Origin of the sequence: Streptomyces sp. IBSBF 2435 (genome assembly GCF_036815005.1) — a bacterium.
Taxonomy (GTDB): Bacteria; Actinomycetota; Actinomycetes; order Streptomycetales; family Streptomycetaceae; genus Actinacidiphila.
Map to the genome: position 1 here is coordinate 1 of NZ_JAJSYW010000407.1, position 504 is coordinate 504.

At 73.8% G+C, this 504-nt stretch carries 1 pseudogene; it reads left to right on the forward strand.

Annotated features, from left to right (window positions below):
* Positions 1–117: 117 nt before the first annotated feature.
* Positions 118–504: pseudogene (locus tag V7E46_RS33710) on the forward strand (hypothetical protein); the annotation flags it as partial.

Consider the following 504-nt stretch of genomic DNA (forward strand, 5'->3'; position numbering starts at 1 on the left):
GCTCAGGGGGTACGGGGTGGTCCGGGCGGGGTGGCGAGGGCGCCATCCGTGCGAATCTGCGGCGTCCTTCCCCGTGGCTTACACGTCAGATAGTGCTATTTGATGTTTTCTGCCCCCATGGATCACCAGCAGACGCTTCCCCCCGCTGAGCCGCGCCGGCGAGGGACGTTCCGCGCGGTCGCGGCCTCCTCGGCTGTCGTCGTCGCGGGAGTCATGGCCGCGGCCGGCCTGCTGCTCCCCGCCTCCGCGTCCGCCACCGCCTCCGGCGGCGGAACGACGGGTGACGGGTGGCCGTCCTCCGGCTACGGGCACTCCCAGCCCGCCGACCAGCCGACCGGTCCCGACACGTCGTGGCCCTCGGACGAGCCGACCGGCCCTGACACGTCGTGGCCCTCGGACGAGCCGACCGGCCCCGACACGTCCTGGCCGGACAGCACGACCAGCTGCCCGCCGACGACCCCGCCGACGAACTCGCACCCGCCGCACCACCACCCGCCGCATCAC